At 60.4% G+C, this 23350-nt stretch carries 21 protein-coding genes, 1 tRNA gene and 1 pseudogene; 12 read left to right on the forward strand and 11 right to left on the reverse strand.

The window, feature by feature from the left end; translation table 11 throughout:
* Positions 1 to 79 precede the first annotated feature (79 nt).
* The 4 genes from U5A58_RS30525 to U5A58_RS30540 form a co-directional block, all read right to left on the reverse strand.
* Positions 80 to 2446: a bifunctional (p)ppGpp synthetase/guanosine-3',5'-bis(diphosphate) 3'-pyrophosphohydrolase gene (locus U5A58_RS30525; RefSeq protein ID WP_321964227.1), complete on the reverse strand. Its 2367-nt coding sequence runs from the start codon at positions 2444 to 2446 to the stop codon at positions 80 to 82.
* A 100-nt stretch (positions 2447 to 2546) separates the two neighbouring features.
* Positions 2547 to 2750 carry a DNA-directed RNA polymerase subunit omega gene (rpoZ, locus tag U5A58_RS30530; protein ID WP_006400783.1) on the reverse strand — a complete coding sequence of 68 codons (204 nt, stop codon included), beginning with the start codon at positions 2748 to 2750 and terminating at the stop codon, positions 2547 to 2549.
* Between the two features lie 40 nt (positions 2751 to 2790).
* Positions 2791 to 3504, reverse strand: coding sequence for a guanylate kinase (gmk, locus tag U5A58_RS30535; RefSeq protein WP_321964228.1), 714 nt, complete (start codon positions 3502 to 3504; stop codon positions 2791 to 2793).
* Between the two features lie 14 nt (positions 3505 to 3518).
* Positions 3519 to 4457, reverse strand: coding sequence for a YicC family protein (locus tag U5A58_RS30540; protein ID WP_321964229.1), 939 nt, complete (start codon positions 4455 to 4457; stop codon positions 3519 to 3521).
* A 303-nt stretch (positions 4458 to 4760) separates the two neighbouring features.
* Here U5A58_RS30540 and rph point away from each other — a divergent pair, with 303 nt between their 5' ends.
* The 5 genes from rph to U5A58_RS30565 all read left to right on the forward strand — a co-directional run bounded on the left by rph (position 4761) and on the right by U5A58_RS30565 (position 8546).
* On the forward strand, positions 4761 to 5501 hold the full coding sequence (gene rph, locus U5A58_RS30545) for a ribonuclease PH (RefSeq protein WP_321935136.1): 741 nt from the start codon (positions 4761 to 4763) through the stop codon (positions 5499 to 5501).
* The gene (rdgB, locus tag U5A58_RS30550; protein WP_321964230.1) at positions 5494 to 6141 is read left to right on the forward strand and encodes an RdgB/HAM1 family non-canonical purine NTP pyrophosphatase; all 648 of its coding nucleotides are present in this window, start codon (positions 5494 to 5496) and stop codon (positions 6139 to 6141) included. Before rph ends, rdgB begins: the two co-directional genes overlap by 8 nt.
* 44 nt (positions 6142 to 6185) lie before the next feature.
* Positions 6186 to 7355: a radical SAM family heme chaperone HemW gene (gene hemW / locus U5A58_RS30555; protein ID WP_321964281.1), complete on the forward strand. Its 1170-nt coding sequence runs from the start codon at positions 6186 to 6188 to the stop codon at positions 7353 to 7355.
* Positions 7356 to 7420: 65 nt separating this feature from the next.
* Positions 7421 to 7510: transfer RNA gene (locus tag U5A58_RS30560), tRNA-Ser, on the forward strand.
* A gap of 103 nt (positions 7511 to 7613) precedes the next feature.
* Positions 7614 to 8546 carry a DUF6538 domain-containing protein gene (locus U5A58_RS30565; protein ID WP_321964231.1) on the forward strand — a complete coding sequence of 311 codons (933 nt, stop codon included), beginning with the start codon at positions 7614 to 7616 and terminating at the stop codon, positions 8544 to 8546.
* A 285-nt stretch (positions 8547 to 8831) separates the two neighbouring features.
* Here U5A58_RS30565 and U5A58_RS30570 read toward each other — a convergent pair whose 3' ends face one another.
* The 4 genes from U5A58_RS30570 to U5A58_RS30585 form a co-directional block, all read right to left on the reverse strand.
* Positions 8832 to 9668 carry a hypothetical protein gene (locus U5A58_RS30570; RefSeq protein WP_321964232.1) on the reverse strand — a complete coding sequence of 279 codons (837 nt, stop codon included), beginning with the start codon at positions 9666 to 9668 and terminating at the stop codon, positions 8832 to 8834.
* Positions 9669 to 10186: 518 nt separating this feature from the next.
* Positions 10187 to 11527, reverse strand: a complete 1341-nt coding sequence (locus tag U5A58_RS30575; RefSeq protein WP_321964233.1) for an alkaline phosphatase family protein — start codon at positions 11525 to 11527, stop codon at positions 10187 to 10189.
* Positions 11528 to 11589: 62 nt separating this feature from the next.
* The gene (locus tag U5A58_RS30580) at positions 11590 to 12015 is read right to left on the reverse strand and encodes a hypothetical protein (RefSeq protein ID WP_321964234.1); all 426 of its coding nucleotides are present in this window, start codon (positions 12013 to 12015) and stop codon (positions 11590 to 11592) included.
* A gap of 18 nt (positions 12016 to 12033) precedes the next feature.
* Positions 12034 to 13074 (reverse strand): hypothetical protein, encoded by a 1041-nt coding sequence (locus U5A58_RS30585; protein ID WP_321964235.1) that lies wholly within the window; start codon positions 13072 to 13074, stop codon positions 12034 to 12036.
* 124 nt (positions 13075 to 13198) lie between these two features.
* Here U5A58_RS30585 and U5A58_RS30590 point away from each other — a divergent pair.
* The 7 genes and pseudogenes from U5A58_RS30590 to U5A58_RS30620 all read left to right on the forward strand — a co-directional run.
* Positions 13199 to 13357: pseudogene (locus tag U5A58_RS30590) on the forward strand (IS3 family transposase); the annotation flags it as partial.
* Positions 13358 to 13846: 489 nt separating this feature from the next.
* Positions 13847 to 15235 (forward strand): hypothetical protein, encoded by a 1389-nt coding sequence (locus tag U5A58_RS30595; RefSeq protein WP_321964236.1) that lies wholly within the window; start codon positions 13847 to 13849, stop codon positions 15233 to 15235.
* Positions 15236 to 16595: 1360 nt separating this feature from the next.
* On the forward strand, positions 16596 to 17483 hold the full coding sequence (locus U5A58_RS30600; protein ID WP_321964237.1) for a hypothetical protein: 888 nt from the start codon (positions 16596 to 16598) through the stop codon (positions 17481 to 17483).
* A gap of 510 nt (positions 17484 to 17993) precedes the next feature.
* Entirely contained in the window at positions 17994 to 18206 is a 213-nt protein-coding gene (locus U5A58_RS30605; protein ID WP_321913890.1) for a hypothetical protein, read from the forward strand.
* Between the two features lie 128 nt (positions 18207 to 18334).
* Positions 18335 to 18856, forward strand: coding sequence for a TonB family protein (locus U5A58_RS30610; protein WP_321964238.1), 522 nt, complete (start codon positions 18335 to 18337; stop codon positions 18854 to 18856).
* Between the two features lie 386 nt (positions 18857 to 19242).
* Positions 19243 to 20559 carry an MFS transporter gene (locus U5A58_RS30615; protein ID WP_321964239.1) on the forward strand — a complete coding sequence of 439 codons (1317 nt, stop codon included), beginning with the start codon at positions 19243 to 19245 and terminating at the stop codon, positions 20557 to 20559.
* A 155-nt stretch (positions 20560 to 20714) separates the two neighbouring features.
* Complete coding sequence (locus U5A58_RS30620; protein ID WP_321964240.1) at positions 20715 to 20894, forward strand: hypothetical protein; 180 nt, start codon at positions 20715 to 20717, stop codon at positions 20892 to 20894.
* A 171-nt stretch (positions 20895 to 21065) separates the two neighbouring features.
* On the opposite strand, the gene U5A58_RS30625 is transcribed toward U5A58_RS30620, so the two are convergent.
* The 3 genes from U5A58_RS30625 to U5A58_RS30635 form a co-directional block, all read right to left on the reverse strand.
* Positions 21066 to 21191, reverse strand: coding sequence for a hypothetical protein (locus U5A58_RS30625; RefSeq protein WP_256094537.1), 126 nt, complete (start codon positions 21189 to 21191; stop codon positions 21066 to 21068).
* 280 nt (positions 21192 to 21471) lie between these two features.
* Positions 21472 to 22479: a lipopolysaccharide heptosyltransferase I gene (gene waaC, locus U5A58_RS30630; protein WP_321964241.1), complete on the reverse strand. Its 1008-nt coding sequence runs from the start codon at positions 22477 to 22479 to the stop codon at positions 21472 to 21474.
* A 381-nt stretch (positions 22480 to 22860) separates the two neighbouring features.
* Positions 22861 to 23178 (reverse strand): YXWGXW repeat-containing protein, encoded by a 318-nt coding sequence (locus U5A58_RS30635; RefSeq protein ID WP_321964242.1) that lies wholly within the window; start codon positions 23176 to 23178, stop codon positions 22861 to 22863.
* Positions 23179 to 23350: the final 172 nt, after the last annotated feature.

The raw sequence follows: 23350 nt of genomic DNA on the forward strand, positions 1-23350 counted from the left end.
GTGGGAGTGATTCGTGGCACGTAACGGCACATCGTGATGCGAGGCGCCAGCGCGACGCGCCCCGAGCTACCCGCCCCGATCAATAATCCGCGCGCTCTCGTTCGATGCGCATGCCGCCGTCATGGCGGTGGTGCCCGTCGTCGCTCGAACGCTCACGCGCAATGCGCATCACGTCCGGATTCGTGCGCACACGGCGCATGACGTTCGCGAGGTGCACGCGGTCGCTCACCTGGATCACGAAACGCAACATGTTCGATTCCTGCGCCAGATCGTCGTCCATCGCGATGTGCACGATGTTGGCATCCGCCGAGGTAATGTCGGCCGCCACCCGGGCGAACACGCCCTTGGTGTTCTTCACGAGCACCTTCACCGCGACGTCGAACAGACGCCCCGGCTGCGGCGCCCATGCCACGTCGATCCAGCGGCCCGGATCGCGGCGGTGGATACGTTGCGCGACGCGGCAGTCGGTCGTATGGATCGCCATACCGAGACCGATGCCGATATAGCCCATGATGTCGTCGCCAGGGATCGGGCGGCAGCAAGCCGAAAGCTGCACCGACATGCCTTCGGTGCCCGTGATGACGACAGGCGGCGCTGGCGGCGCATTCGGGTCGCGCGGCGGATGATGATGCTCGGCATCGTCGGCATCCTGACCGCTCATCAGCACTTCGATGCGCTTGGCCATGACCGCGGCCACGCGCCGGCCAAGACCGATGTCCGCGAAAATTTCCTGACGGTTCTTGTTGCCGGTCCACTGCACCAGCTTTTCCCACACCTCGGGCGTGACTTCCGAAAGCTGGTAGCCATAGCCCTTGAGCGCCTGATCGACAAGCCGCTCGCCAAGCTGCACCGACTCCGTGAGCCGCATCGTCTTCAGATAGTGCCGGATCGCCGAACGCGCCTTGCCGGTGCGCACGAAGCCGAGCCACGCCGGATTCGGCTTGGAGTACGGCGCGGTGATCACCTCGACGATGTCGCCGCTCTTCAGTTCCGTACGCAGCGGCAGCAGCTCGTTGTTGATCTTCACGGCCACGCACTGGTTGCCGAGGTCGCTATGGATCGAATAAGCGAAGTCCAGCGCCGTGGCGCCGCGCGGCAGCGCCATGATCTTCGACTTCGGCGTGAACACGTATACGGCGTCCGGGAACAGGTCGATCTTGACGTGTTCGAGGAATTCGCTCGAGTCGCCGACCTCGCTCTGGATGTCGAGCAGCGACTTAAGCCACTGGTGCGCGCGTTTTTGCACGTCGTTGAGATCCGCGCCGCCGTTTTTGTAGAGCCAGTGCGCGGCCACGCCAGCCTCGGCGATTTCGTGCATCTTGCGCGTGCGGACCTGGAACTCGATGGGCGCGCCGAACGGGCCCACTAGCGTGGTGTGCAGGGACTGATAGCCGTTCACCTTGGGAATGGCGATGTAGTCCTTGAACTTGCCCGGAACCGGCTTGTAGAGCGCATGGAGCGCGCCGATGCAGGTGTAGCACTCGAGCGCCGACTCGACCACGACACGAAAACCGTACACGTCGAGCACCTGCGAGAACGACAATTGTTTGTCGCGCATCTTCTTGTAGATGCTGAAGATGGTTTTCTCGCGGCCCGTGACTTCGGCGTCGAGCTTGGCGTCGGCAATTGCCCGCTGCACCGCTTCCAGAATCTTGCTCACCACTTCGCGGCGATTGCCGCGCGCGGCCTTCACCGCCTTTTCGAGCGTGGCGTAGCGATTCGGGTTGAAGTTCGCCAAGCTCAGGTCCTGCAGCTCGCGATAGGTGTTGTTCAGGCCAAGACGGTGCGCGATGGGCGCGTAGATGTCGATGGTCTCGCGCGCCACGCGGCGGCGCTTTTCGGGCGGCACCGCGCCGAGCGTGCGCATGTTGTGCAGCCGGTCGGCGAGTTTCACCAGAATCACGCGCACGTCGCGCGCCATCGCGAGCAGCATCTTGCGGAAGTTTTCCGCCTGCGCTTCCTCGCGGTTGCGAAACTCCATCTTGTCGAGTTTCGACAGGCCGTCGACCAGTTCCGCGACCTTCGCGCCGAAGCGCTCGGCGAGTTCCGCCTTGGTCACGCCCTGGTCTTCCATCACGTCGTGCAGGAGCGCGGCCATGATGGACTGCGCGTCGAGCTTCCAGCCGGCGCAGATTTCCGCGACGGCGACGGGATGGGTGATATAGGGTTCGCCGCTCTGGCGATATTGCCCGAGGTGGGCTTCATCGCTGAAGTGGAACGCCGCCTTGACCTCCTTGATTTCCTCGGGGGTGAGGTAACCGGAGAGCGCGGCGGTCAGATTGGCGATGGAGACGACCCCGTGCTTGCGGGGCTGCTCCGGCGTCGCGGTCGGCCCGAACAGATGGCGAAACGACTGTTCGAGGACCGCGTCGATGTAATTGCGCGCAGGGCTCGCTGTCTCCGCTTCCTGGTCCACGTCGGTGGCCGGCGAGGGCGTGGTGCTCATGTTCCCCTCCGTATCAGGTTTGGCGTTGACGGTTAAGCCGGTTCATGCAACTGCGCGCGGTACGAACTACATGCCTGGCGGAATGCCTGCGAACGCGCCCTTAGACGGGCACCTTCTTCAGCATTTCGAGGCCGACCTGGCCAGCCGCGATCTCGCGCAGCGCGACAACGGTTGGCTTGTCGCGGCTTTCAATCTTCGGCGTGTGACCTTGTGCGAGCTGGCGAGCGCGATAAGTCGCGGCGAGCGCCAGTTCGAAGCGGTTCGGAATCTGTTTCAGACAGTCTTCGACGGTGATGCGGGCCATGTCGGGTTCCTTCTCATTCTCAGCAGGTTCTTATTCTACCTTATGTGCCCGATGCGCCGGGCTGCGGGTGGTGGATACCGAGCTGCACGAACAGCTCGGTATGCCGCGCGTATTGCGAAGCGAAGCGCAAGCGCGTGGCGCTCACGATATTGCGCAGCTCCTGCAACGCGCGATCGAAGTTCTCGTTGATCACGACGTACTCCGATTCGCTCGCGTGTGCGATCTCGCTGCCCGCTGCAAGCAGGCGTCGCGTAATGACGTTCGGCTCGTCTTCGCCGCGCTTTTTCAGGCGGTCGGCAAGCGCTTCGAGCGACGGCGGCAGGATGAAAATTTCCACGGCATTGCGGAACTGCTTCTTCACCTGCTGCGCGCCTTGCCAGTCGATTTCGAGCAGGACGTCATGGCCGATTTTCATCTGGTCTTCGATCCACACGCGCGACGTGGCGTAGTAGTTGCCATGCACTTCAGCGCTCTCGAGAAACTCGCCCGCGGCGTGGCGCGTGAGAAAGTCGTCGACGGACGTGAAGTGGTAGTGCTCGCCGTCGCGTTCCTTCGAACGCGGCGCGCGCGTCGTGTACGAAACCGACAGGCGGATCGCGTTGTCTTCGGCGAGCAGCGCGTTCACGAGCGTCGACTTGCCCGCACCCGACGGCGCCACCACCATGAAGAGGTTGCCGGGGTACATGCCCGCATACGGATTGCGCTTCTTGTCGTGCTTCGCGTCCGCTTTGGGGGCGCTACTTTGGTCGGTCATGTTCGTTGCTTCCTTCATTCGAGATTCTGGACCTGCTCGCGCATCTGCTCGATGAGCAGCTTGAGCGTCATCGAGGCGTCTGCGAGTTCTTTCGCCGCCGCCTTCGAGCCGAGCGTGTTCGCTTCGCGGTTGAGCTCCTGCATCATGAAGTCGAGGCGCTTGCCGACGCGGCCGCCCTTCTCGATCACGTGCCGCGTTTCGTTCAGGTGCGCCGTGAGGCGCGAGAGCTCTTCGGCGATGTCGATGCGAATTCCGTACATCGTCACTTCCTGGCGAATGCGCTCGGCAATTTCTTCGCGCGAAATATTGCCGATGCTGCCGCCGTTGCCATTGCTGTCCGGCGCGGCAATGCCGAGCGCTTCCTGCAGACGCTCGACGATCTTCTGCTGGTGCTTCGCGATCAGCTCCGGCACGAGCGGCGTGATGCGCGCGACGATCGCCTCCATTTCGGTGACGTTCGCCAGCAGCATGTTGGCGAGCTGCGCGCCTTCGCGAGCGCGCACTTCGATCAGATCGACGATGGCCTGCTTGCCGCAGCCGAGCACGGCGTCGCGCAGCACTTCCGCCGCCACGCCGCTTTCCGCCAGCACGCCGGGCCAGCGCAGGATTTCACCCGTGCGCAAACGGCCCGACTCGGGAAACGCTTCGAGCACGGCGCGCTCGAGTCCGGCGAGCTGATCGAGCGCGTCGCGGTTGAGCGTGCCCGCATTGGCGCCTTGCTCGCTCTTCTGGATGTTGATGCGGATGTCGACCTTGCCGCGCGAGAGCTTCGTCATCAGCATTTCGCGCAGCGTGGGCTCGCACACGCGCACGTCTTCGGGCATGCGGAAGTTCAGGTCGAGAAAGCGCGAATTCACCGTGCGCAATTCGACGGAGACACTGGCGCCGCCCGTGCCCGATGCCGCAGCAAGCTCGCGCGTGGCGCTGGCATAGCCGGTCATGCTGTAAATCATGGTTCGTCTCGCGAAGAAAGCCGTGGCGTCGTGCGCAAGGCGCTCGGGTCACGGCGGAGGAATCGAGGCGCCCGGCGTGTTGTCGCGATTGGACGAAAAGCGCGGGGCGGAGAATCCACATTATCCCATTTTTGAGGGCGCGCCTTCGCAAGCGCGGGCTGCATGGCGCGCCTCGCTCAGGCGGCCCCCTTTTTCCCCTCCCGGCGCCTCCTCGCCACCTTCGGGTGGCGTCCATCGCGAGGCGCGCTTAGGCGGTAAAATCATGGTTTCCCCTTCCCTCTCGTGCCCTCGCGCACCCTCACGATGACCCAATCCAACCAGCGCCCCTCCGGCCGCGCCGCCGACCAGCTTCGCGAAGTCCGCATCACCCGCAACTACACGAAGTACGCCGAAGGATCGGTCCTCGTCGAGTTCGGCGACACGAAGGTGCTGTGCACCGCGAGCGTGTCCGAAAGCGTGCCGCCGTTCCTGCGCGACAAGGGCCAGGGCTGGCTCACCGCCGAGTACGGCATGCTGCCGCGCGCCACGCACACGCGCAGCGACCGCGAAGCCGCGCGCGGCAAGCAAACGGGCCGCACGCAGGAGATCCAGCGCCTGATCGGCCGCGCCATGCGTGCGGTGTTCGACCTCGAGGCGCTCGGTGCACGCACCATCAACCTCGACTGCGACGTACTGCAAGCCGATGGCGGCACGCGCACCGCGAGTATCACGGGCGCGTTCGTGGCCGCCCACGACGCCGTCTCGAAGCTGCTGGCCACCGGCCGCCTGGAGCGCTCGCCGATCACCGACTACGTGGCCGCGATTTCGGTCGGCGTGTACGAAGGCGTGCCGGTGCTCGATCTCGACTATGACGAAGACTCGCAATGCGACACCGACATGAACGTCGTCATGACGGGCTCGGGCGGCATGGTCGAAGTCCAGGGCACGGCGGAAGGCGCGCCGTTCTCGCGTGAAGAACTGAATGCGCTGCTCGATCTCGCGCAAGGCGGCATCCGTTCGCTGATCGAAAAGCAGAAGGCGGCGCTGGAGAGCTCGCATGGCTGACTTGCAGCCGGAATCGGCGGCTAATACCGCGGCTCACGCGCTCGCGCGCGTCGTGCTCGCCTCGAACAACGCGGGCAAGCTGCGCGAGTTCGCGGCGCTGCTCGGCGCGGCCGGCATCGAGCTCGTCCCGCAAGGCGCGCTCAACGTGCCCGAAGCCGAGGAGCCGCATCCGACCTTCGTGGAAAACGCGCTCGCCAAGGCACGCCACGCGGCGAAGCTCACGGGCCTGCCCGCGCTCGCCGACGACTCGGGCCTGTGCGTGCGTGCGCTGCGCGGCGCGCCGGGCGTGTATTCGGCGCGCTATGCGCAACTGGCGGGCGGCGAGAAGAGCGACGCGGCGAACAATGCGCTGCTCGTCGCGAACCTGAAGGATCACGCGGATCGCCGCGGCTACTACTACTGCGTGCTCGCTCTCGTGCGCCATGCCGACGACCCCGAGCCGCTCATCGCCGAAGGCCGCTGGCACGGCGAGGTGCTCGACTCGCCACGCGGCGACAACGGCTTCGGCTACGACCCTTACTTCTACGTTCCCGAGCTGGAAGCCACCGCCGCCGAACTCGATCCGGCGCTCAAGAACGCGTCGAGCCATCGCGCAGTCGCCCTGCGCCAACTGCTCGCGCGACTGCAGGAGGAAGCGTGAGCCAGCAGCATCGAATCGGCATCGACGTGGTGCAGTCGTTCACGATGCCTGGCAGCATTCGCCTCACTTCGCTGCCGCCGCTCGCGCTCTACGTGCATTTCCCGTGGTGCGTGCGCAAGTGCCCGTATTGCGATTTCAACTCGCATGAATGGAAGGGCGAGCGCTTCCCCGAAGACGACTACCTCGACGCGCTGCGCGCCGATCTCGAACAGGCGTTGCCGCTCGTCTGGGGCCGCCAGGTGCATACGGTGTTCATCGGCGGGGGGACGCCCAGCCTGCTTTCCGCAGCGGGTCTCGATCGGCTGCTTTCGGATGTGCGCGCCCTGCTGCCACTCGATGCCGACGCGGAAATCACGCTCGAAGCGAATCCCGGCACGTTCGAAGCCGCGAAGTTCGCGCAGTTTCGCGCGAGCGGTGTGAACCGGCTCTCGGTGGGCATCCAGAGCTTCAACGAGGCGCATCTGAAAGCGCTCGGGCGTATTCACGACGCGGCGCAGGCTCGACACGCGGTCGAGGTCGCGGCGAATACTTTCGACAACTTCAACCTCGACCTGATGTTCGCGCTGCCGCAGCAAACGCTCGCCGAATGCCAGGCCGACATCGAGACGGCGCTCTCGTTCAAGCCGCCGCATCTGTCGCTGTATCACCTGACGCTCGAACCGAACACGCTGTTCGCGAAGTTCCCGCCTGCCTTGCCCGACGACGACCAGTCCGCCGACATGCAGGACTGGATTCACGAGCGCACATCGGGCGCGGGATACGGACGCTATGAGGTTTCGGCATACGCCCAACCGGATCGCCAGTGCCGGCATAACCTCAACTACTGGCGTTTCGGCGACTACCTCGGGATCGGCGCGGGCGCACACACGAAGCTCTCGTTTCCGAACCGCGTCGTGCGCCAGGCGCGCTACAAGCATCCGGCGACCTTTATCGAGCAGGCGCGCGCGGGCACGCCGGTGCAGGAAGAGCACGAAGTGCATGCGCGCGACTTGCCGTTCGAGTTCATGCTCAATGCGCTGCGGCTCGTGGAAGGGTTCCCGGTGCATCGCTTCATCGAGCGCACGGGCCTGCCGATCACGACGATCGAACCGGCGCTGCAGGAAGCCGAGCGGCGCGGGCTCATCACGCGCGATTACGAAAAAATCGCGCCGACCGAACTGGGACAGCGCTTCCTGAACGACTTGCAGGCGCTGTTCCTGAAGGACCCGCAATAAGGTCGACCTGGATCGACTGGGCGAGTGCCGCCGCGCTTGCGTTTCGGGTTACAATGCGCGGCTCCGGAGGTGTGGCAGAGTGGTTGAATGCACCGGTCTTGAAAACCGGCGAAGGGGTAACCCTTCCGTGAGTTCGAATCTCACCGCCTCCGCCACGTCATCATAAGGCGTTGATTTCTCGTATAATCCTGCGTTTTCAACACGTTAGCAGGGTCTGGTGTGCCGGAAATGTGTGCCAGTGATGTACGAGAGGACGCCGTGTCCGTCAGACTGATTAAGCATCCATCCGGCCGCAGCCGGTTCTGGTATGTCGACATCACGGTGCCTGCGGAACTGCAGGCCGTCGTCGGAAAAACCCGGGTCCGCCTGTCGACAGGCACGGCTGACCGCACGCTCGCAAAAGCGGTCGGCGCACGCATCGAAGCCGAGCTGCGCGCCCAATGGCAGGAGCTGGCCACGAAAGCGGCCCAGGCTTCTCCCGGGCGCTCGCTGGTCGACACGACCTCCTCCCCGACTGGACACGTTCCCGAAGCACAGGCAGGCTCGCGCTTCAACAAGTTGCCGCCTCCACGGGAATACGACTCCCCCGGCAAGCCGACCTCGCTCTCGCCCTCTCTCATCACCCGAATCTGCGCGATGCGCGCGGCGGACTGGCAACATACACATCGCTTTGACCGGGGTGTCAAGACCGACGACGCAAGGAAGGACAGGCTCGCAGCCAAAGAGCTGGCGCGCGAGGCAAAGTCGTTCAGTCGGCGGACCGCCCGCATGGCAAAAACGGTTATCGCCCGTGGTCAGGCGGCCCGCGCCTGGGCCAGTTTTGAGCTAGGCGCGCTCGAATATGCCGAAGACGTCGGATATCTCGTCGCGCCCGACGACCCGCTGGTGCCGGACCTCGTTCTGGCATTCACAGAAGCGGAGCTGAAGACTCAACACACCATCTCGGAGATACTCAGCGGACAGGCGGCGCAGTTTGAGGTCCCTGACGCGTCCGGGGCCCTGCTGTCTGCCATGATTCCCGCCTACGAAGCGCACAGGAAAGGCTCCATCGACGACAAGTCCATCTCGAAAAGCGTGTCAGTCTGGAAACGCCTCATTGAGTGCATCGGCGATGTGCCGCTTGAGGAAGTGAGCGCAAGCGATATCTATCGCTTTCTCGAAGACCGCCTTCACACCGACGACAACCGTTGAGTGAACCTATGCATCTGCTTGGTCAGATTTTCCCATAGTTTTCCATCGCGATTCGTTAGCAATAACGTCGTGTCCGGATGCGAAGCCATAGCACCTCGCGTAACAGAAACGCGGGCCAATCATGGCTGGCAGCGAGCGGGCGTTCTGTAGGCCAGACACACCCTCTTTTTCACCTAGAGGCTGGCATCTTCAGGCAGCTTTTCCGAAGTAGCATTCTCGGCCCGACTGAACCCCGGCGTTCTGCCCAGTATTGGTCCATTGCGGCTTTCAAGGCAAAATGGCCAGTCAGTCGTTCAACTGTAGAGCGAAAGCTAAAGCATCATCCGGCATATTCCTGAATTGCGCCCTTTGTGCATCATCGAGCCGCCCCCACGCCCTTTTAATAAATGCGGCAGCTACGCCTTCTTGAAACGCGACATCAAAATTACCTGACTCAGCCGCTGCCACGCAAGAAAACAGCAATTTACGAAAGCCGTCCTCCTTTAACATAAGCACCGTATATGCATCCGCAATATCGGCCTGAAATGATTTAATAGCAACACCAAAAATAAAGCCGCTCAATTCCCCCTTACTCTCAAACCACGTTGGCCTCACATCGATATTCGAAAAACCCAAATCATTTATACTGCAAAAATATTCATCAACAAATCCTTCTGGACTCTTAATCCCCATTAACTCCTCAACCAAACAATCCATTTCATCCCGAAGTGAGCGAGAGGTCGACTCGACTTGAGAAGTATCTGCAGCAATGTGAGCTGTGACTCTATTTCTGACGGATGAGGATAAATTCAGAAAAATTTCGGTTCCCCCGGTATTTGTCCGCACGAAGGTGGCAAAATACTGCTCCCCGTTTACAAGTATATGGGCCGATGCGGCGTTCTGTTCCGGCGCTTGCGCACCTTTGGCGATAGCGTAAGAATGAGCTCCTTCGAAATAAAGCTCGCTAAATATCGCATGCCTTTCCCCTGAGGAAACCATCGCTTTTATTCTTCGCTCGACCGCCTCATCGCGACGACTTTTTTTGGACGCGTATATATAAATTAAATACCCGACGAGAATCAACCACAATGGCTGAAAGAAAAAACCAAGCAAAAACAGCGCAATTATTATAATAACCATCATGCCACTCTATTTTTTAGGATACGGATATTTCCCCCGACAGCTTAAAGCATAATAGTGGCTTTACCGCTACAGCGTCAAGATATCGCGCAGTGCTTTAACAGCGAGGGTTTGCCCGATTTTTGAGTGCATCGAATGAATTTCTACGCGTCGGTGTCCATGAACTGAAGGAGCGTCGCGGTGAGATTGCTACATCACTTCTAGGAACTCTCGATACGTCGTCGAACGCCTGTGTGCGTACAATCTGGCACCCGGATGGCTTGCCCGCACACCACCGATGAACTACCCTTCGCCGGCAGAGTTTGCGGCGAAACATCGTACAACAGCGGATGCTCCTGGCGCTTTCCTGGAGCTGATTTAGTGAGACTTTTCTAGAAGCGCACTGGGCCCTACTGACTGGTGTGGGTCCTCTGCACATTAGACGCGCGCTCTCGTCTCAGTTACGCCTGAACGACTTACACGTTACAGCCATGCTCCAAGCGCACCCGTTGTGTATTCAGTCGATAGCGGCCACGCTGATTTCATCGATGAGCATAGAGCGGCAAGAACGGGTCTTTAGCTCGCGGCGCTCCGCTACTGGTTGCCGTCTCACCGTCTATGGCGACAGGTTCGGGGCACTTAGGAGTGTCGGCGCGCGGCGCGTCAAGTGATAGCACTTTTGAGAAGTCATTCGCAGCGCGTACGCGAGCCGAAAAATTTAATGCACCGTTGAGGCCAAGCAACCTATCAGTGGTCTTCAGTATCGAAGTGTGGTCGTAAATAGTATGGTCGACGGTACCCGCACGTACATATGGCGAAATGACCACTGCGGGAACCCGAACGCCGTATCGGTCGAACCGGAAGTTATGCTCATTAAGTCCGGCACTTTCTGGCGCGCCTGGTTGCACGGCTGGGGGCGGACGAACATGGTCGAAGAAACCACCGTGTTCATCGAAAACAATCAAAAAGACACTCTCAGGCCAGAAAGCCGACGTGCTGATTGCGTCGTATAGAGTTTTTATCAATGCCTCACCGCGCCGGACATCACCTGCCGGATGCATGGAATTTCCATTTCGGAAGTCATTCTTTGCGTCATATTCCGGTTCGATATATACAAATTTTGCACCGAGTGTGCCCGCGCGGAGTTGCGTCAGGAAATTGTCCATTCCGACAAACCTGTCACGATGTTCATGAATACCGGCGATAGCGCGCGCCTGGGCTACGTCTCCCTGGACCACTAGCCAGTCCGTCGGGGCAAGTTTCGAGAATACTGTGCCGTTCGGAAAAGCATAGACAGGGACATCGGTAAACAGAGCCTCGAATACCCGGGCCTCGCTAGGAGAGTTGTCTAGCCCTGACGATGTGCCTGCGACTGCGAAGAAGCGGTTCGGCCATGTCGGCCCCGGCACTGAAGAAAACCAACCGTCGCAAACCGCATACTGGTTGGCGAGAAAATTAAGCACAGGGAGTTGGTCGGGAGTAAACGCGCAGAACGCGTCGGCCGGCTTACCTCCAACATCCCCGTATGTTGCACAGAATCCGGTGGACACGAGGTCGCGTACGAGCGCCGGGTACCCCGTCGGTCCCAATACAAGCCGGTCGTCCTCAACATCGTCTGCAGTCGCAACGCTCAGGCCGCAGAGTTGCACACAGACGTCAGTGAACTCATGGCCCGGGTCAAAACCCAGGAAGAACGGCGCGCCTTTTCCAAAAGAATACGACTTCCCTTTGCGGTCCGAATTCAGAATTGGGCCGACTGGTAGACCATTCGCTTTCGCCGGTGTTCCATCTGGCAGCGTGCCGGTCAGTTCAGAAAATCCGAATACGCTATCAAAAGAACGGTTCTCGAGCATAAGAACAAAGATGCGATTAATCTTCGGCATGGTCCCTCCCCGCAGGAGCTACGAACATTACAGGCCAGCGCGCGATGCGAATTGCGCGTTGCCTACGCAGGCACCACCTTTTTCACGGAACTCAGGAATGCCTGCCCGGCAGAAATGATTCCCTGTGGTTGCCCGGTCGTAATGGCCACGGCAAGGTCAACGAATGCGCTAACAAACGCGATATCTGTGGCAATTTCCTGTGTGACGTGCAGCGCATGCTCGAGCGCCTGAGTGGACTTGTTGATGGCGTCGACCGCTTGACCTGCATTTTGGAGAGTGACTTGAATTCCGTCCTTGAGCCACCCCATAATCTGAGCTTGAAGGAGTAGTTGCTTCGCGCGCAAATCCCAGTAATCTTTATCGGATAGCGAAACATCTGTGTTCTCAACAGACGCTTGCAGCTGGTTACCGATTGCATGCACCAGCGTCATTGAGTCTCCCACTAACTGGTTAATCTCGTCAGTGTTCGGTTGAACGGAGATGGCCATCGCATCGCCTCCTTGGCTCTAGAATGCCTTCTGCATTTTTTGTTGAACTTCGTATGCTGACTGCGCAAAATCCTTGACTTCAGCCACGATATCTTGCGCTGGTACAGTGTTAATAGAATCGCGCGCCTTCTCAAACGCAGGCTGCACCTTCTCAAGCAGGGCAACGTATTCTTTAACTGCATCGAGCTTTAATTCGGTTGCGTTTGCGAAACCTTGCATACGAACATTGACCTCCAGCAAACCTATTGGCTCGTACAGCAACCCTTCCTGTTGTAACTTCTTCGCATCCGTCGCTAACGCATCCGCACTCGTTTTTACGGAGTCGAGAGTGCCGACGTAGTACGTCGACACTTGCCTCAGAGCGTCGACAAGGTCGACCACCACCTTCTCGTTGTTGCCGTCAAGTACTTGTTTAAGTTTCTTCTGGCGGTAGGACTCGATGGCGGCCTTGTACAAAAGCTTCTGCAAATCGCTAATACTCGCCACCTGGTCCTTTGTGAGCAGAGTTTCTGACGGCACACCGGGCCTTGGAATTGCACCTATTGACGTCGGCAACTTGTCCAGTTCCGGTTTGTATGTCACGAAGTCATCTTGTGCCAAGGCCTTGATACCCAGCGCATAAGACGACAAAATGGTTCCCAGGCCTGCTAATGCCGGTGTCAAAGCCTCCATCTCTTCGCAACTTTTCGCTAGACTTTCCTCAGCCGTTTGAAGCGCAGCCCGCATTCCGTCAAGTGCGGCTCGGTGCGATTGAATGGCACTCTGTACTGACGCCTGATTCATGGTAGCCGCGCCAGTATTCTTTGGCGATAACCCTTTTCCGGAAGCAATTCCGCCAGCCGTCAGCACCGACTCGACTAGAGTACGCTCCTGCGTGACCAGCGCAAGATTATCGCGGCAACCCTGCGGCATTTTGGTCAAGACAGCATTCGTTTGCGTGGCAACCGACGCCGTCGCGTCACCAAAGGTGGCCACACTCGTCATGTTTGTCGTACATGCACTCGTCAACGAGCACACCAGGAATATGGCTGACCGACACTCGCGCTGGACTTTCGACATTTCTCCTCTCCTTTTTATTAACGGAAATGTTCGATGAAGGTCATTTCGCTCGCAGTAGATGCAGTGGCAAACGTCGCCGGCACAAATTGTTTCCACCTAATTTACGGGGCATCGCCAACATGTGAGCTTCTTCAGCAGTTTGAAGAACATGCGGGTGCGCGACATGAGGTATCGCCCGCATCGGAAGGTCGCTGCGTACTTGTTCGAATACATCGAAGTGTTTTATAACCGCCGTCGTCGTCATTCGTCGCCCGACTTTGAATCGCCGACGCGATTCCTATGAGGCCGGCTCACCGCTCAGCAGGCAAAGGATTCGACTGCATAACTCAAGTCTTCCGGAAGGGAAAACGTAGGGAAGGTCAAAGGTAGCGAAGTTCTGTGCTCGACCCTACCCAATTTTCCCGCAATGCGTTTATTGCCCTCTCCGAGGCGGGTGATGCTCGCTATCCCTGGCGCGAACTACATTTCTCAATCGCGCCCAGATTTGTTTACAGTTTGATTTCAAGCAATTTAGTTCAGCCTTGTTTCAAGCTCCAAGGCTTAACGGTGAAGAAATGTTCGTTTGCTCACACATGAACGCCAGGCGAGAGGAGTTACAAAGCTGGGTTCGCGCTCTTCGATTTACTCCATGGTGAGTTGAAGAGGTGGTGGAACGTATGCTAGCCAGTACACTTCCAAATGTGCGCCATCCGACACAAAATGCACTGTTTCAATGGAGTTTCACGTTAACCCTACATACGTCGTGGTGCCTCGTCATCTACGCTTCGTGCAAATGGACGCGTCTGAAGCTCTTTTACGTAAGATGATGAGCGGGCTATGGAAGAGGCCATTGCTTTCTGAAAATCAGCGTACGCTTCAATTGAAAGGAGATGAACTTTCCGGCAGATTTCTCCGTGCGGGATACGGCGCGTCGTCCGAGCACGCTGTCATCGTTGTAGGCAACGTAAATCAATATCGCTCGGTTGCCAGGCAAGTCACCAATCGCGTAATCGGATACTCCAAGGGCCGAAGAATGAAGGTTCTCCTGCAAACCCTCATCGGAATGTACTGCTCCTTCATGTTTACGAGCCTGGCCATGTCGGCCGCTCCGACCAGATTTAGTATAGCTTCGGACTACCAGAACCCATTGTTAAGTTTGGACAGTAAAATCGCCATTCAACTTCTTGACGGAGATGAACCGGAGGATTGCAGGAGTATTGTCCTTTTGATAAACAAATCCTCAAAGCTATCGCCAACCTGCGCCTTAGCCCCAAGTCGTCAAGTTCTTTTCACATTCACGCGAAATGGAGAAAATCAGAATGACTGGCAGGATATTCTTGGCCGACCGTTCTCACAAAACAGGGTAACAAAGCTGCCACTCGCAATACAGATAGACCATAAAGAGCTGGAATTTATCGACGGGAAAAACCCGAATTCCAATCCAACCATCACCTTCCAGCGCTATTCGATTCCTGGAATGATACTGGGCACCTTTGCTGTATTCCTGGTAGCTTTTATCACCGTGATGTGCGCCCGCAAAACAGTCATGATTCGTGACACGGTCATTCCGCAGATGCGACGCCCTGAACGACCGTATAGCCTCGGCCGTGTTCAGATGGCATTCTGGTTTTGCCTAATTTTTTCTTCATTCATTTTTATTTTGACGATTACTGGCGACCTGAACTCGCTAAACCCTGAGTCGTTCACCCTTCTCGGTCTCTCCAGCGCAACCGCGTTGGGTGCAGTTGCTATCGACCAGACAAAGAACGGACCGATTGCCAATATAGAAGCCGCCGTCCTGGCAATCGGCCTCACCCTCAGCAGTGAGGTAGAAGAACTGTACACAAAGGCAATGGACCCCGTCCTCGCCGCTGGGCAGGCCGTTCAAACAATTCCCAATGCGCCGGCCAACTCCACATACGCTACGTTGTGGGCAACATACCAGTCAAAAATCGCACCAATCAAAAGCCAGGGATTCATTCGTGACCTTGTCAACGACGTAAATGGGCCAACAATCTACAGATGGCAAATCATGGCGTGGACGCTGGTGCTAGGCGTAATTTATGTGGGAAAGGTGTATATCGGACTGGAGACGCCGGAATTCGGAACAAATTTGCTGGCGGTCATGGGAATCAGTAGCGGCGTATACCTGGGATTTAAAGTTCCCGAGCGCCAAACATAAGCCACGATTGTGAGGGCAATGCGTTTGTCGGCGCTAGCCCGCGCCAAATTTGCGTGTGGGAGATTTTCCCTCAACGATGAGCATTGTGCTCGGTGGGCCGCCCAGTATTTCCTGTACGAGGGTGGCAAGCCCGCTTTCAGGAGGCGCTATGAACTTTGCGCGATGGATTTCCGCAGGCATGCTGGCTTGCCTGGTGGTAGTGCCGGCGGTGTCCCGGGCACAGGCTTCCGCTCCCGAAGGCCCCGATTTAACCATGCGCCGGAGCATTTCACCGCCAGCAGCTATCGCACCAGCAGGTCCCGCAAACGCTGCAGCGCCTGCGCCCTCCGCACCCGCCCCGTCGTTTGGGGAGGGCGTCTGGTGCGTAGGCCCGGAAACCCGCTGTCCACTCCCTGCAGGCACCCCTCGTGGGAAAAAATGCTGGTGTGCCGGGACGAGCGGCTAGAACATGAGCGCCCGTCGCACGCTGTGCGTAAAAGCAATTGTTCGCACGTCCATAGGACAGGCCGGTCGGCAGCGGGGGTTGCCATATCGATAAGACTGTCGCCCGTCTTTGTGATGTGGACAGAATGACGCGCCAACGCCGGCCATCGCTAGCCCCTTTCTGCAAGGGGAATGTGCCGCTGCATGCAAGCCTTGTTAACACCAGGGGTCCGCAATGGGTAAGTCGACGCGGTTGGTCACGGTAATACTGGCGGGTCTGGCGGGACTGCCATTTCCCACGTTGGCCCAGACTACCAGTCCACAGGTACGTGGTGATGCGGCCGGTGCCGCCGCCCCCAGTGGTCCGACTGAATGGGCTGCGGGAGCCGACGCACCACCCGGACCGGACAGAAGCAGTCCGGTTCAGCCAACCGGCGGCGCGTGGTGCGTCAGCGCTGACACCCGATGCCTACTTCCAAGCGGAACGCCGCGCGGCCAGAAATGCTGGTGCCCGGGCGTCAGCCAATGAATACCAATCCAGCATCGCTGAAAGTCTAAGAACGAAGGCCGCTTTATGCGCTCGGGCAATGTGGCAATTACCCTCTACCGGAGGCACCGTGAGTCCATCACAAAGGATTTCCACAGGTATCCTCGCCTGCCTGTTGGCATGGCCGTGGGCAGCGACCTCGGCAGGGTTATTCAGCGACATAGCAAACGCCGCAAAGACAGCAGACGAGGTCAAATCAGCCGCGCCCGACGGTCCCAATAGGGTGAGCAATTCCGTAGCCCCCAGCGGCCCATCGCCTAGTGACCAGGTCTGGTGCGTTGGCGCAGACACCCGATGCCCCCTCCCTCCAGGCAGTCCACGGGGGAAAAAGTGCTGGTGCAGCGGAACGAGCAACTAGAATCCGGCAAGCCATCCTGTGTTGGAGTGGTCATGAAAACGATAAGGAGCGCCATGAGGGCCGTGTCAGTCTGTATGGCGCTCTGCGCCCTGCAGCCGGCGCATGGCCAGGCGAGCGACGCGCCGGCCGCGCCGGGTAGTCCACGGGGCGTCGGCCAACAAGCGGAAGCGTCCGCGCTGTCGACGCGACCGATGGACGCTGCAATGTCCGAGCTTTTGGCGTGCTATGAGCGCTCGTTTGCGCGCCTTGGGATGAAGACAACAGACATCGGTACGCTGGGGCTGGTGTCTGCCGATTGCTTCCGCGAGTCCGGCTATGCGTACGAGCTCACTGAATGGGAAGTCCGGCGTGGCGCATTTCAGCAGGCGCAGACGCAAAGCGATGAAATTCTACGACTGGTCGAACGGATGACGTGGGGCGGCATTCTTCTCGCGGGCCTGCAGCTCACTTTCGTCTTTGCCCTATCGTGGCGCGAGCGGAAACTGCTCGTGGATGCGACCGAACTCAGAGCCGAGTCCAACAAGCTTTACTTCAAGTCGTCGGTGGCCGGACTGGCGATTCTGGTTATCACCTTCGCCTTCTTCTACCTTTATATCCGGTACGTCTACCCTGTCACAGTCCAGTCCTCTGCATCCGGCTCCGCAGCACAGCAGGCCGAGATGGGACGGCTCGACACCGGCTCTGCACCTGCCGAATCCGCGATGGGGCGACTCGACGAACCCGGGTCCCGGACAGGCGGGTCGCCTGCGATGGGTCGGCTTGACGACCCTGCCGCTGCACCGGGACCGGCGGCGTCGGCAGCGCGTCCGTCCGGGCCGCCGCAAAAGGCTGGCTTGAAACACCGCGCGAGCCAACACGTGAACGCTGCCCGGACTAACGGCCCATGCATGAAGCCGCGCCAGGTCCAAGCTCAAGACTAGGTCCTGTTTTCTGCATGTGTTTCCCACCTCTCCGCGCCGTCCCGGGTGTCGATGCGCGGGCTGTCTCGCGGGGCTTGTGTGTGCCGGGGAAGTGTGCCAGCATCAGCGTGGGGACTTGACCTAAGTCCTTGATTTAACTGCACCGGATTTATACTGAGCGAGAATCTCACCGCCTCCGCCAATTCTTGAAACCTGGCGCGTCTGCGCGCCAGCGTGTCGTCAAAGCGCCGGCCATCAGGCCAATACGCCGCTGATCAACGAGATGCCACCCCAATGCCACGAGAGCATGCGCGGTCAACATCGAGCAATAAATAATCAGGACTGCGATGAATTTAACGACGGCAGGCCGCGCTTAGCCAGGGCGCGCCGACGTTCGGATCGAATATCCCGCCACAACGCCCGCAATTAAAGGGTCAAACCCATAAATTGCGGCAGGAAGCCACGTGCAATTCACTAGGTGAAAACCCTAATCATGAGGTAAAATCCTACCCATCGATGGGAAAGATCACCATGCCGCACCAATACCAACTGCTCGAAAAATTCGCGTTCTCGCTTGTCGTCCTGTTCGCCGTGATGTGCTCCAGCTACATCGCGTGGGAAACTTCGCCCAATCTTCGCGACAACTTCCAGGTCGGCAAGGAACTGTTCCTGAAGAGCGGCGAGTACTCGTACGCCTGCGCGACGACCACGGCCGATCCCTGCGCACAGTTCCCGGTCGAATAAGCACGCTCAGGCACCCCGCCGCTTCGCACGTTTGTCCCACGCCCCGTGACAACGCGGGACAGTTCTGATTGCTTCCCGCTGCGTATCGTCTAAGCTCGAATCAGGTTCCGCTTCCGAGCTTGTTCGACATGCTCATCTGCGTCCAGTGGTCATGCGGTTCGTCCGCACCTTGCGCCTTCCTCGCACGGCGCCTCGGTCTGGTTTTGCTGCTCGCGATTCTCGGGTGCTTCGGCGCCTGCACGATCACGCCGCCGCCCAAACCGCTCCTCGTCATTCCTCCGGCGGCAATCAACAGCGCCACACTCGACGACTACCGCACCACGGTCGCGAAACACATCGTCGCGCACAACCCGACCTACGTTTTGCACGGCACGCCGCAGGCCATGCTCCGCTCGCTCGTGGTCGTGTCGTTCACGGTCAATCGCAATGGCCAGATCGTGAAGTCATCGGTTTATCGAACCAACGGCGACAACGAAGCCGAGGCCACCGCGCTCGCAACATTGCGCCGTGCCGCCCCGCTGCCGCCACCGCCCGGCGGCCTGCTCAATTCCGCCGGCCAGCTCGAGATGTTCGAGGACTGGCTCTTCAACGACAACGGCAAGTTCCAGTTACGCACGCTCGCTTCGCCGCAAGCGCAGAACTTCCAGTAACGTCAACGCTTACCCCCGCCTGTTTACGCCCGCCTTGCTGCGCGGCGCGCACGGTCGTTATAATTTTTCGCTATCCCCAGCCGGCGCCCGCCGGCCATGCCTCTCGCCACGCGCCATCCGCGCCGCCGCGTGAGGCTTCGATCGTGCTCGCGCCCCTTCGTGCCTATCGGCACGCGCCATAGCCGGTCAGGAACCACCGCGCACAGCCGCGCTGTGCGATGCATACTGGCGAAGCGTCGCCGCCTGACGGACGCTGCGTGCTGGAAGTGACCTGAGCGTCGCGCGCCAGAGCGCGTCCCGCCACGCTTCGAGCCTGAACAAAGACGTCCGCGCAAGCCTTGCAAGACGGGAGGCGTAAGCGCGTCACAACGACTGGAGACCCTTGAATGTCCACCTCCCCCATTTCGCCCGCGCGCGCCGATCAGGCAAACGCAGCGAAGCAGCAAAGCACCGCACGCGTGATCTTTGCGAGCTTTATCGGCACCGCAATCGAGTTTTACGACTTCTATGTGTACGCAACGGCCGCCGCGCTCGTCATCGGCCCCGTGTTCTTCCCGCACGGCTCGGCCACCGCGCAGGCGCTCTCGGCGTTCGTCACCTTCGGCATTGCGTTCGTCGCGCGGCCAATCGGCTCGTTCATCTTCGGCCACTTCGGCGACCGCATCGGCCGTAAATCGACGCTGGTGGCGTCGCTGCTCGTCATGGGCCTGTCCACCACGCTGATCGGCTTCCTGCCCGGCTATGACGCGATTGGCAGCCTCGCGCCGATCCTGCTGTGCATCCTGCGCTTTGGCCAGGGCATCGGCCTGGGCGGCGAATGGGGCGGCGCCGCGCTCCTCGCGACGGAATACGCGCCGCAAGGCAAGCGCGGCTGGTTCGGCATGTTCCCGCAGCTCGGGCCGTCGGTGGGGTTCCTCGCCTCCAATGGCCTTTTCTTCGGGCTTGCTTCGACGCTCTCCGACCAGCAGTTCCGTGAGTGGGGCTGGCGCGTGCCGTTCATCGTCTCGGCGGTGCTCGTCGCGCTCGGTCTGTATGTGCGCCTGAAGATCGCGGAAACGCCCGCTTTCAAGGCCGCTGTGGAACGCGATGAGCGCGTCAAGGTGCCGGTCGCGACGCTGCTCTCGCAGTACTGGTGGCCAACGCTGCTCGGCGCGCTCGCCATGGTCGTGTGCTACACGCTCTTCTACAACGCGACGGTGTTCTCGCTCTCGCACGGCGTAACGGCACTGCATATTCCGCGTCCGACCTTCCTCGGCATGCTGTGCATCGCCGTGGTGTTCATGGGCATCGCCACCCCGATCTCGGCCTGGCTTTCCGATCGCTTCGGCCGCAAGCCGGTGCTGATCGTCGGCTGCATTCTGGCGATTCTCTCGGGCTTCACGATGGAGCCGCTGCTCGGCAGCGGTGCAACGCCGCTCGTCCTGCTCTTCCTCGTGATCCAGCTGTTCCTGATGGGCGCCACGTTCGCGCCGATGGGCGCGCTGCTGCCCGAGTTGTTCCCGACGAACGTGCGCTATACGGGCGCGGGCGTGGCGTACAACCTCGGCGGCATTCTCGGCGCTTCGGTCGCGCCGTATATCGCCCAGGTGCTCGCCGCGCGCGGCGGTCTCTCGTGGGTCGGCGCGTATGTGTCGATCGCCGCCTGCGTGAGCCTGTTCGGTGTCCTGTGCATGCGTGAAACGCGCCATACGTCGCTGTCGTAACGCGTCGCCGCATCAAAGAAAAAGCGGAGTCCGCCAGCCGGACTCCGCTTTTTTTACGCCCTTGCAAATCGCGTTTTTTGATCGCTTTGGGCACGCGCAATGCGTGGCTATACTCGAATCAACAGGCGGGGAGCGATCTCCCGGGGGAGCCGACGATGAACCTGCATCTGAGCAACGCCGACATTGTTCTGATCATCGCCCTCGCCCTGGGCATCTCCCTCCTGATGGCGTTTCGCCTGCGCACCGCGAGTTGGCGCGCGGTCGTGCTCGAAGCGCTGGCGGCGAACGCCGCGGCAATTGCCGCGGTCGTCGCAATGGAAATGCTGCTTGCCTGAAGGCCGGCGTGCCGCTGTTGCCGCTGTTGCCGCTGTTGCCGCTGTTGCCGCTGTTGCCGCTGTTGCCGCTGGTGCCGCTGGTGCCGCTGGTGCCGCTGGTGCCGCTGGTGCCGCTGGTGCCGCTGGTGCCATTCGCACGGCGCCATGGGGTGCTGCGCCGTGTGGCGGCGATCAGCGGTAGTAGTAGCCGTGATGGTAGCCACCGCCGTAGTAGCCGCCGGCTGGCACCACGACGCAGCCGCCCAGCGAAGCCGCAAGCAATGCGCCGGCGATGAGGGTAAGCGTCAATCGTTTCACAGTGTTCTCCCTTCGAGTCAGTGTCTGGGTCCAGCCATGCGATGTCGGGCTGGACGGTTACGATTGAACACGACGGCGAAGGCGTGAGGCGTTGCAATTTGTAAGCAGCGGTATGGCTCATGTAACAGCATGGGCGTCCAAAGCCTTTTGCACGTGCGCCCCCACGCGCGCGTGCAATACAAGCGCGACACTTTTAACAAGCTCGTAATAGGAAACGCGAGGCAACCCCGAGAAAACGGCGAGGAAAGCGCGCGGCAAGCGCGCGCCGAACCGCGAAAACTCAAGCGGCGTGAACGCGCGATGCCTGCGTGGATGCGCCACCGTCGCGCGCGGGGTAGATGCGGTCTACGGCATCGATCGCTACCTGCACGGGCGGCACGTGATGGCCATCGCCGATCGAGATCGAACGATTGGGCGCACGCACGCCACTGTGCTCGGCGTCGGTCGAAACGAAGACCATCACGGTCGGCTTGATGAGCGCGTGCGAGAGATGCACGAAGCCTGTGTCGGTGCCGACGACGAGCGCGCAATCTTCGATGCGCTGCGCGACCTGCGAGACCGTGAGGCGCGGCAGCACCGTAGCACCTGGGATGAGCGCCGCGATCTCGAGCGCCGTGGCGTGCTCGCTTTCGGAACCCCACGGCAGTTCAATGCGTAGGCCACGCGCGATCAACGCGTTGCCCAGTTCACCCCAATGTGCGACCGGCCACTTCTTCTCGTCTTTCGAGGTCGCATGAAAGAGCAGCGCCGTGGGCGCCTCAGGCGCGGGCAGCGCGGTGCCGTCGCGCGGAATGCGCATCTGAAAGTCGGGCGGCGTATCGACTGTGTAGCCAAGCGCCTCGCCGGCGCTGATGCGCATGCCGTGCCATGCATCGCACTTCGGACGCGGCCCGAAACGGCCGTTGTACGCGAAGGCCGCGCCGCGCTCGCCGAGGTCCTGCGACAGATAGCCGAAGCGGCGCCGCCCGCGCGCGATAAACGCAATGATCGCGCTCTTGTACACGCCGTGAATGTCGACGACCGCGTCGTAGCGGTAAGCGCGCAGTTCCGAAATCGATGCCCAGATCGCCTTGAAGTCGCTCCAGCGGCGCGCCTTCTTGAAGCGGCGCAGCGGCGCGCAGAGCACGCGGTCGACGCCTGCGTTCCAGCGCACGATATCGGCAAAGGCCTCGTCCGCGGCCCAATCGACCTTGACGCCAGGGAAGGCGCGCTGCACGTCGGCGACAACCGGAAGCGCTTCGACGATGTCGCCGAGCGAAGTCACTTTGACAATCAAAACTCGTTTCATTGTGCTGCGGACCGCGGGGCCCGATATTCCAGTCTTCAAGGGATTTCCGGAGATTCTAGCGGACGAACCTTGCGTCAACCTGCGAATAGTCGATTCGATGCGAACGATATCTGTCCCTTTCTTACTCAAACGACGTGTGGCATCGACAACGCGCACCGCAAAACACACCGGGCCCGACGCGCCAAAAGCGCGTCGGGCCCGGAATGGACGACCCGTCGACGGATCGATAACAACGGTCAACGGCTAGTAGATGACGACCGGCGCGGGTCTCACGTACATGGGCCGCGCCGGTACGACGATGCAGCCCGCCAGCGTAAGCGCGAGCACGGCTGCCGCGAGCAGTTTTTTACTCATGTCAAGGCTCCCCTCGGGCTCGAACGATCAAGCGGCCCAATGGCCTTCGACCCAGCGCCAGTTCGGGCCGTGCGCGATCCAGTGGCCCGGCACCCAGTGATAGCCAACACGCTCAGCCTGCCAATGGCCCCGCACCCACACGTACTGGCCGTGATCCCAGCGCCAGTGGCCCTTGTCCCAGACATAGCCCGCACGCGGCGCCGGCATGACTTCCACGCGTTCGGCAGGCGGCGGCGCGCTCGGCTCGATCACGACGATTTCGGCAAGCGCGGGAGCCGCGACAGCGCATGTGCCCGCAGCAACGATCGCGGCCTTGGCGATGAAGAGGCGAATGGAGTTGTTCATGTTGATCACCCTTGAATGTGCACGCCATGATTGGCGTTACCCGATCAATGCACGAACAGGGCGTTGCGCTGACAGCGGCGGTGTAACGGCGCAGGGTGAAGTGAAACCGAATATTTCGGTAAGGCGCAACGGGGCGTTGGCGCGCAGCGCGCGAGAAAGCAAGGCGCGAAGG

The organism is Paraburkholderia sp. J7, from assembly GCF_905220155.1.
Taxonomy (GTDB): Bacteria; Pseudomonadota; Gammaproteobacteria; order Burkholderiales; family Burkholderiaceae; genus Paraburkholderia.